At 33.8% G+C, this 8,678-nt stretch carries 7 protein-coding genes; all 7 read right to left on the reverse strand.

Translation table 11 applies throughout. The features are described 5' to 3' along the window. Nucleotides 1-325: 325 nt before the first annotated feature. Nucleotides 326-1,876, reverse strand: coding sequence for an ABC transporter substrate-binding protein (locus SA378_RS05465; protein ID WP_318524976.1), 1,551 nt, complete (start codon nt 1,874-1,876; stop codon nt 326-328). 66 nt (nt 1,877-1,942) lie between these two features. Beyond that, nucleotides 1,943-2,929, reverse strand: a complete 987-nt coding sequence (locus SA378_RS05470; RefSeq protein WP_318524977.1) for an oligopeptide/dipeptide ABC transporter ATP-binding protein — start codon at nt 2,927-2,929, stop codon at nt 1,943-1,945. Continuing rightward, nucleotides 2,922-3,923, reverse strand: coding sequence for an ABC transporter ATP-binding protein (locus SA378_RS05475; protein WP_318524978.1), 1,002 nt, complete (start codon nt 3,921-3,923; stop codon nt 2,922-2,924). The genes SA378_RS05470 and SA378_RS05475 overlap by 8 nt, the downstream gene beginning before the upstream one ends. Nucleotides 3,924-3,952: 29 nt before the next feature. Next, a complete protein-coding gene (locus SA378_RS05480; RefSeq protein WP_318524979.1) occupies nt 3,953-4,843 on the reverse strand; it encodes an ABC transporter permease in 891 nt (296 codons plus the stop codon). A gap of 8 nt (nt 4,844-4,851) precedes the next feature. Continuing rightward, nucleotides 4,852-5,790 carry an ABC transporter permease gene (locus tag SA378_RS05485; protein ID WP_318524980.1) on the reverse strand — a complete coding sequence of 313 codons (939 nt, stop codon included), beginning with the start codon at nt 5,788-5,790 and terminating at the stop codon, nt 4,852-4,854. A 197-nt stretch (nt 5,791-5,987) separates the two neighbouring features. Continuing rightward, a complete protein-coding gene (locus tag SA378_RS05490) occupies nt 5,988-7,067 on the reverse strand; it encodes an NAD/NADP-dependent octopine/nopaline dehydrogenase family protein (protein WP_318524981.1) in 1,080 nt (359 codons plus the stop codon). Between the two features lie 259 nt (nt 7,068-7,326). Continuing rightward, nucleotides 7,327-8,678, reverse strand: a 1,352-nt coding sequence (locus tag SA378_RS05495) for a sigma-54 interaction domain-containing protein (protein WP_318524982.1), incomplete at its 5' end; no start/stop codon positions are given.

Genomic DNA, 8,678 nt, shown 5'->3' on the forward strand with positions numbered 1-8,678 from the left:
AATTCAAAAATATATTGAAGATGAAATATCCGAAGCGTATTTAAGAGGAAATTTAATAGAAAACAGCTCAGTAACTGTTACCGTAAATGATGAAGGCAAAACTGAATTGATGATTGTAAAATAAACGGATAAAGTAAATGGCAGAATAAAATCTGCCATTTTTTTATGATTCATGTAAATAAATCTATGTATTCTCTATACTTGGTAAAAATACAAGTATATTTTAATTGCAGTATTTGAACAAACAGAAAAATTCAAGAAAATAAATGTGGCGTTTTTATAAACACCACATTTAAAATATAATCTTTTAAACTTTTAATGCATTTTACTTCCAGCTCCACTCATATACAAAGAATGGGAACATTCCTGAGTCATGTGCAGATGCATTCAAGCCGCTACTCCAGAAATAAATTTCTTGTTTATGGAAAACCGGAATACCAGGGCAATAGTCTATTAAGAAGTTAATTAGCTCTTTGTATATAGCTTTTCTTGCTTCTGGATCAGTTTCAGCAGCACCTTTAGCAAACATTTCGTCAACGTATGGTTCATTCATTTGTGAATAGTTGTTTCCGCCTATACCTATTACTCCGTAGTTGCATTCATTGTAAGAAAAATCAGAGCGGTAAGTTGCTCCCTGATTCATGATTGCGAAATTTCCGCTTTCAACATCTTCATCTGGAGTCTGAGTGTTTTGAAGTTCTACTACAACGCCAATGTCAGCAAGATTCTTTTGGAATACTTGACCTACTTTTTCGTGGAATGTTCCAGGAATAGTCAATAATTTAATTCCAAATTCCTTAGTAAGGTTCAGGCCATCTGGATATCCTGCCTGTGCCAACAGTTCTTTAGCTTTTTCAGGATTGTATGAAAAATCCGGAGCGCCTGTAAAATCAACACCAAAACTGTTTGTGTAAGCTTGTAGCCTAGCAACTGTTCCAAATCCTTCATATGCAATATCTATAATGCTCTGTTTGTCGCAAGCGTATGAAAAAGCCTGACGTATAACTTTATTGTCAAAAGGTTTAACTTTAGTATTCATTGCTATAACTGCAGTATATAGAGGCAATGTTTTTTGACTTGTAAAATTTGCATTATCTTCCAAAGTTGTAGCCATTACTGGAGGTACAGACATAAAATTTATTTCACCTGACTCAAGAGATACAACTGCAGATGATGCATCACTCACGTAACGCAATTCAACATCTTTAATACTAGCTGCTCCAAGACGATAGTCATCGTTTCTTGTAAGCATAACTTTAACAGCAGGATCATAAGATACAATCGTATAAGCACCAGTACCACAAGCTACCTTAGAAATGTCATTGTTATTTTCTTTAACAAATTTCTCATTTACTATAGGCAATTGCTGAGTGTGAGAAAGGAACAGCGGTGTTGGTTTATCAAGTGTAATTTTAACTGTATAATCATCTAATGCTTCAACACTCTTTACCATTGCATAATATGCATTTTTAGCGGCAAATTGTTTTGCATACTCATAAGTGAAAACAACATCTGAAGCTTTTAAAGTTTCGCCGTTTTGAAATTTAGCATCTTTTACTAATTGTAGTGTATACGTAAGAGCATCATCACTTATTTCCCAAGACTCTGCAAGATATGGTTGTGGATTTCCTTGATCATCAACCTTGGCAAGTGTTTCATATACCTGATTGAATACATATGAATCCGAAAATGCTCCAGTGTCAAACGGATTCAATGTGTTGAATATATCAGCAACATATACAACAACTGGTCTGTTTGCAGGGTCAGTTACAGAATCAGCTACACTGCCACCTGTAGTTGCCCCACTACAACCTGATAATACAGACATAATCATCACTAAAGATAACAACATCGCTAAAAATTTTTTATTTTTCATATTTTATTTCCTCCTTTTTTATATGCAAAACACATTAGTGTTTCAGATCTGTTAAATATTATGATTTTATTTACCAAGCATTTTCTCCATAACGGGGCATGCCACGAAATGATTTGGTGAAATTTCGTTTAATTCCATATTTTTACCTGTACATTGTGGCTGACTATATTCGCATCTTGGAGCAAATCTGCATCCTGGCACAGGATCTATTGGACTAGTCAATTCACCACGTACAACTTCAATTTTTCTTGTACGTGAAGAAATATTAGGCACCGGTATTGCAGAGAGTAGTGCACGTGTGTATGGATGAATAGGATTTTTAAATATTTCCTTTGACGGAGCTTTTTCTATACACATTCCCAAATACATTACCATTATTTCATCTGAAATATGTTTAACTACCGACAAGTCATGGGTTATAAACATATACGCAAGACCCATCTCATCCTGTAGGTCCATTAGCAAATTCAAAATTTGAGCTTGAATAGAAACATCCAAAGCTGAAACAGGTTCATCACAAACAATGAATTTTGGTTTAAGAGCTAAAGCCCTTGCTATACAAATACGTTGACGACGTCCCCCATCTAGTTCATGAGGAAAAGAATTTGTAAGTCTAGTTGGCAAACCACAAATATCCATAACTTCTTTTACTCGTTTTTCCATATCATTTTTATTATCAAACACTTTATTGACGATTAGTGGAGTAGCAATAGTTTCATATACAGATTTTCTAGGATTCAAACTTGAATATGGATCTTGAAAAATTATCTGCATTGACTTTCTGTATTTTCTCATTTGGTTGTTGTTTAGTTTTGCTATATCTTCTCCTTCAAATAATATTTCACCTGAAGTTGGTTCAATTAATTTTAAAAGTGTACGTCCAAGTGTTGTTTTTCCACATCCTGATTCGCCGACTACGCCTAGAGTTGTACCCTTACTAATTTTTGCGTTTATGTCATCAACAGCATGAAGTTTTTTACTTTTACCAATACTATAATACTTTTTAAGATGCTTTAATTCAATCAAGGGGGAATCATTACTAATTTTACTCATAATTATCTCCTTTCCACAACTGCTTTTCCGAAAATAGGTGACAGGCGATGTTATGGGTTCCATTTACATATACTTTTGGATTATTCTCTTTGCAAACATCCATGCAATATGGGCAACGGTCTTGAAAATTACAACCTCTTGGTAGTTTTGCAGGATCAGGCATGAGACCAACGATTGGTGAAAGCCTATCAGAATCCTCCTCTAAATTTGGAATTGCACCAAAAAGTCCAATAGTGTAAGGGTGATGTTCTTTACTTACAAAAATATCTTCTAGCATTCCAACTTCAATAAGTTCCCCAGCGTACATAACTGCAACCTTATCACAAATCTGTGCAACAACCCCAAGGTCATGTGTAATCAAAATCATTGCAGTTTTAAGACGGTCACGTAAATCACCCATCATTGCAAGAACCTGTGCCTGAATAGTTACATCCAGGGCTGTAGTAGGTTCATCAGCTATTAAAAGATCAGGCTCACAAGATAGCGCAATAGCTATTACAACGCGTTGCTTCATCCCGCCAGAAAACTGATGAGGATATTCATGCTTTCTTGATGATGAAATTCCAACCAATTCCAGAACTTCATCAACACGTTTTCCGATTTCTGATTCATTTATTTTCTCAGAATGATAACGAATAGCTTCTGCTATTTGTTCTCCCACCGTCATAACCGGGTTTAAAGCTGTCATTGGATCTTGGAATATCATTGCAATTTTTTCGCCACGTATTTTCAATCGCATTTCTTCATCTGATAATTCTAAAAGATTATTACCTTCAAAAGTTATACTTCCTGAAATAATCTTACCAGTCCTCTCAGGAAGTAACCTCATTATTCCTAATGCAGTTGTTGTTTTCCCAGCTCCAGTTTCTCCTACTAGACCAATAGTTTCACCCTTATTTAAGGTGAAGCTTATTCCATTTACAGCCTGCACTATTTCATCCGTCGTCTTATATATTACTTTAAGGTTTTCTACCCTAATCAATTCCTCATTCATTTCATTATCTCCTTTGTTTCTTATTATTATCAGTCCTTAAGCCTTGGATCTAGTGCGTCTCTTAATCCATCTCCAACTAAATTAAAGGCAAGGGCAGTTAACACAATGACAATTCCAGGTAGGACACACATATATGGCGCAATACGGAGAAATTCCCTTGCTTCAAAAATAATTGCACCCCACTCAGGAGTAGGAGGCTGTATTCCTACCCCAAGATAGCTTAGGCTTGAAGCAGTAAGCATTATGCTTGCTATCCCCTGTGTAGAAACAACTATAATAGGCCCGAGAGTATTTGGCATAATCTCTTTAACAATAATTCCAATGTCCTTCATGCCACAAGCTCGTGCTGCCTCCACATACTGAGTGTCTACTATACTTAACACAGTAGACCTAACAAGTCTGCATCTATTAGGTATAACCGCTACGCTTAATGCTGCAATAACACTTATAGGTGTTGCCCCCATAGCTGCAACAACACACATCGCTAAGAGCTGTTCTGGAATAGCTAAAAAGATATCTGAAATACGCATTATTATATCATCTATTCTACCCCCAAAATATGCAGCAATAGCTCCAAGAAGTCCACCAATAATAGTTGATATAATTACTGTAAATATTCCTATGCTTAATGAAACACGTGATCCATATATAACGCGGGCAAAAATATCTCGTCCATAAAGATCAGTACCAAACCAATGTGCTAGAGATGGTCCTTGAATACGCTCAGCAACATTTTGAGCTGTTACTAAATCTTTATCAATCAAGACATTTGCAAAAATTGCTACTATTATAAGGAGAAATATAAAAATTAAACTAGCCACACTGCTTTTGTCCCTCAACATTCTCTTCCAAATCTCAGTTGAACGCTTCTTTGTAACGTTTTCTTTTGCTGTATCTTTATTAATAACTTTATTCATCATATCTCCTCCTAATTTACTTTTGAGTACTTTGCTTTAATGCGAGGATCTATGAATGCATATACCAAGTCAACGAAAAGCATTATAATTGCAAAGTAGAAAGCTATCAAAAGGACACTGGCAATAACAGTTGGCGTATCTTTTGATTTTATACCCAAAATAACAAGTGAGCCTATTCCAGGTAACGAAAAAACGCTTTCAGCTACAACAGATCCACCAAGTATGGCTCCAAAGTTTTGTCCAATAGTTGTAACAACTGGCAATAACGCATTTTTCAACGCATGCTTGTAAGTAATTATATTATTTGGTACTCCCTTTGCTCTTGCTGTTCTAACATAATCTTGTCTTATCTCTTCAAGCATTGTAGAACGAGTCATCCTCAGAATTGCACAGCCATATGGACCTCCACAGGTTATAACTGGCATAATATAACTTTTCCAAGATGCTACTCCACTTGATGGAAGCCATGCCAAATAGGAAGAAAATAACAATATTAGTAACATTGCTAACCAGAATGTAGGAACTGCAACCAATATCGTTGAAACCACCCTTAAGATGTTATCACTTGGAGAGTACTGTTTTACTGCTGACAAAACACCTAAAGGAATACCTATTATTGTTGCGAAAACAATTCCAAGGAAAGCCAGTGTTACACTGACTGGTATTCTTGGCATAATATCATAAAAAACCGGATTTTTTGTTCTCCATGATATTCCAAAATCAAGTTGTGTTACAATTTTAAATATATAGTCAAAAAAACGTGTGAAAAACGGTCTGTTTAACCCTAACTGTTCTCTCAACTGTTCTAATGCTTCTCGAGGGGCTTCAATCCCTAAAATTCTAATTGCCGGGTCGCCAGGAGTAAATTCCATAATAGTAAAGATAATGAAAGCAACACCAATTAATATTGGAATAAGAAGTAATAATCTTTTTGCAACGTATTTAATCATTCGTTATACCTCCTGATTTAAAAATTAATATTGATTATTTCTATCATTACTATATTATTGCAAATCTTACATAATCACGAATAAAATATCAATATAAAAATCTATATTTAACTTCGAAATGATTTTTTCTTTCTTATTTAAGTTTTAAATAATTTTATATTCATAAATACATATACATATTTCTTGTTAGCTTCTGACTATAATATTTCTTTTAATTCTTCCAAACTGTATTTTTCTAGACCTAATTTTTCCATTGTTCTTGCTTTTTCTGCTTTATAGTCTCTTTCCATTACAATTGATACTATTTTTAAAACTGAATCCATGACAGGTGTTTTTACACCGATTTGTTTTGCAAGATCGATTAGAAACACTAAACCAAAACCTGCATCTTCGTTAAAATATCTGTAATTAAGCGTTGGCTGGGCTTTAATACCTAAAAATCCAGGTGCCTTTGAGTATCCGATGTCATAAGTTGCCTCTGCCTGATAACCTTGTTGCATACCAAGTTCAGGATCTGGAACAACAGTAACTCCCAATTGTTTTCCTATTGCAATTCTTTCATCGTCAACTGCCTTTATTAATCTACCCACAGAAGTTGTAACACCTTCTTCATAGAATAAAAAGTCTCCATGAGTTCTCTCTATTAAGGCAGCGTTTAACAATGAAACAGCAGGATGAATTACCGGATTTGCATTTGCAAGAGTTGTTTTCAATACGTTTTCAGCCATATTGATTTTGTCAAATACTCTTACTAAAATATCAAATATTTCCTTTGTATATTTAGCTGGCAGTGCAGCTACAGAATATCCGCCTTTTAATCTGTTGTATACGGCAATTTTTGCATCACCAATTATTCTTACAGCATACGGCAATGTAGAAGTTTCTGCAATAATTACTGATTCATCTTTTATATCAATACCTAAAGCATTTTTAAATACGATGCTTCCGCAGCATGAGCTTGGGCATATTACATATTTTTGTCCAGGTTTAACATATGGTTTGCATGCTTTTCCAAAAGGTTCAGTGCTATAAGCAGGACCCACGGCAAAAATCAGATCCGCATATTTTACAACTTTTGAAATGTCACTGCCTGCATATTCTATTTTTTGAAAGCCTTCCATCTCACCTTCTGAATATATGCCTCCAGCTTTATTGATTGCTGCAATAGCTTTTGGGAATTCTTCAAAGTCAAACATATATATATCATGGCCTGCTCTACCCCATTCAAATGCAACCGCATGTGCTCCGTTGCCTGATCCTAATACTGCTACTTTCATCTTAAACATCCTCCAATAAAATATACTTTTGCATTAATCCTGCTCAATAAAACAAAATAATTGCATTTAATTTAAAATATTTTTAACTTAATATTATTTAAAGCAATTATCATGCCAAAAATAAAAAGTTAAAATTTCAATATATTTTATTGCATACATTTTCCGCATCAAAAAAAAGACAATTATCTGTCGGTTTTTTTGTTAAAAACGACAGATAATTGTCGTTATAGATGCTACCGACAAGTATTTGTCGTTTTATTTATTTTATATCAAACTTATCCATCTTATATTTTAAAGTTTGTCTAGGTATTCCTAAAATTTCCCCTGCCTTTGTTTTATTTCCTCTTGTTATTTCCAACACTTTTTTTATAGTTTCAATTTCTTTTTTTTTCAATATATTTTTTAAATTATATGCTTCCAAATTGTAAACAGGTTCTCCGTTTGTGATTACTTTATCATTTTCTTTAATCTTATATACACGATTATACAAGTATGCAGGCAATTGCTGTACATCTAAAATTTTTCTATCAGTTACGCCAATCATTGATTCTATAATATGTTTTAGTTCCCTTACATTTCCGCCCCAATTATATTCCATGAAAAATTTTTCCAATTCGTTAGATATACCCTTGGCATTTTTTTCATAAATATTATTATATTCTTTAATATAATGGTTTATGAATAACTTAATATCTTTTTTCCTGTCTCTAAGAGACGGAATGTATATCATTCCTCCGCTCAGCCTGTAAAACAAATCACTTCTTAATTGTTTTTCTTCAATTGCTTTTAAAGGTTCCACGTTCATAGCAGCTATAATTTTAACATTTACATGCTTCTCTTCATTTGAACCTACAGGCCTAAAACTTCCATCTTGCAATACCCTTAGAAGTTTTCCCTGCACATCATAAGGAATTGAATTGAGTTCATCTAAAAATATCAGACCATTGTCCGCTTCCTCAAATAAACCTTTTCTATTTTCAGCCCCTGTATAAGCCCCCTTATATGTACCAAACAATATTGATTCAATTAAATTATCCGGCAAAGCTGCACAGTTTTGAATAATAACATTTTTTCTTGATATGCCGCTATAATTGATCATAGCTTGAACTAACACTTCTTTACCTGTTCCTGATTCTCCATAAATAAGTGTTGGACTTTGTATTTTAGCAGCTATCTTAGCTTGTTCGATAACTTTTAACATATTTAAGTCTCTTGTTATGAAATTTTCAAAGGATATTTTACTGGAGTCTAAAAATGTATTAGAGGTAAACTCTCTATTTTCTTCTTCATAACTATCTTCATTATTTATATAATCTACGGTAGTTACATCCTTTACCAGCTCCATAGCACCCATTATTTTGCCTTTTATAACAATAGGAATAGTAATATTGTGAGTGCAATATGTATTCCCTTTAAAATCTACAATTCTTTGAAATTTTTTAATTACTACTTCACCTTTTGTTATGCTTCTTACTATTGAACTTGTTTCTTTGTTTAATGTAGGGTATAATTCAAAAAGGTTACTGTTAGAGTACCGACCTTTATCATCATTAATATAACCGTCTTCCATCAATTTTTCATCAAATTTCGAATTGTATACAATTGTAAATT

Source organism: Sedimentibacter sp., from assembly GCF_033447055.1.
GTDB lineage: Bacteria > Bacillota > Clostridia > Tissierellales > Sedimentibacteraceae > Sedimentibacter.

What these genes read in the sequence shown, in the direction of transcription:
- SA378_RS05475 (WP_318524978.1), bottom strand. Translation starts at nt 3,923, where the DNA reads ATGAATGAGGAATTGATTAGGGTAGAAAACCTTAAAGTAATATATAAG.
- SA378_RS05490 (WP_318524981.1), bottom strand. Translation starts at nt 7,067, where the DNA reads ATGAAAGTAGCAGTATTAGGATCAGGCAACGGAGCACATGCGGTTGCA.
- SA378_RS05480 (WP_318524979.1), bottom strand. Translation starts at nt 4,843, where the DNA reads ATGATGAATAAAGTTATTAATAAAGATACAGCAAAAGAAAACGTTACA.
- SA378_RS05465 (WP_318524976.1), bottom strand. Translation starts at nt 1,876, where the DNA reads ATGAAAAATAAAAAATTTTTAGCGATGTTGTTATCTTTAGTGATGATT.
- SA378_RS05470 (WP_318524977.1), bottom strand. Translation starts at nt 2,929, where the DNA reads ATGAGTAAAATTAGTAATGATTCCCCCTTGATTGAATTAAAGCATCTT.
- SA378_RS05485 (WP_318524980.1), bottom strand. Translation starts at nt 5,790, where the DNA reads ATGATTAAATACGTTGCAAAAAGATTATTACTTCTTATTCCAATATTA.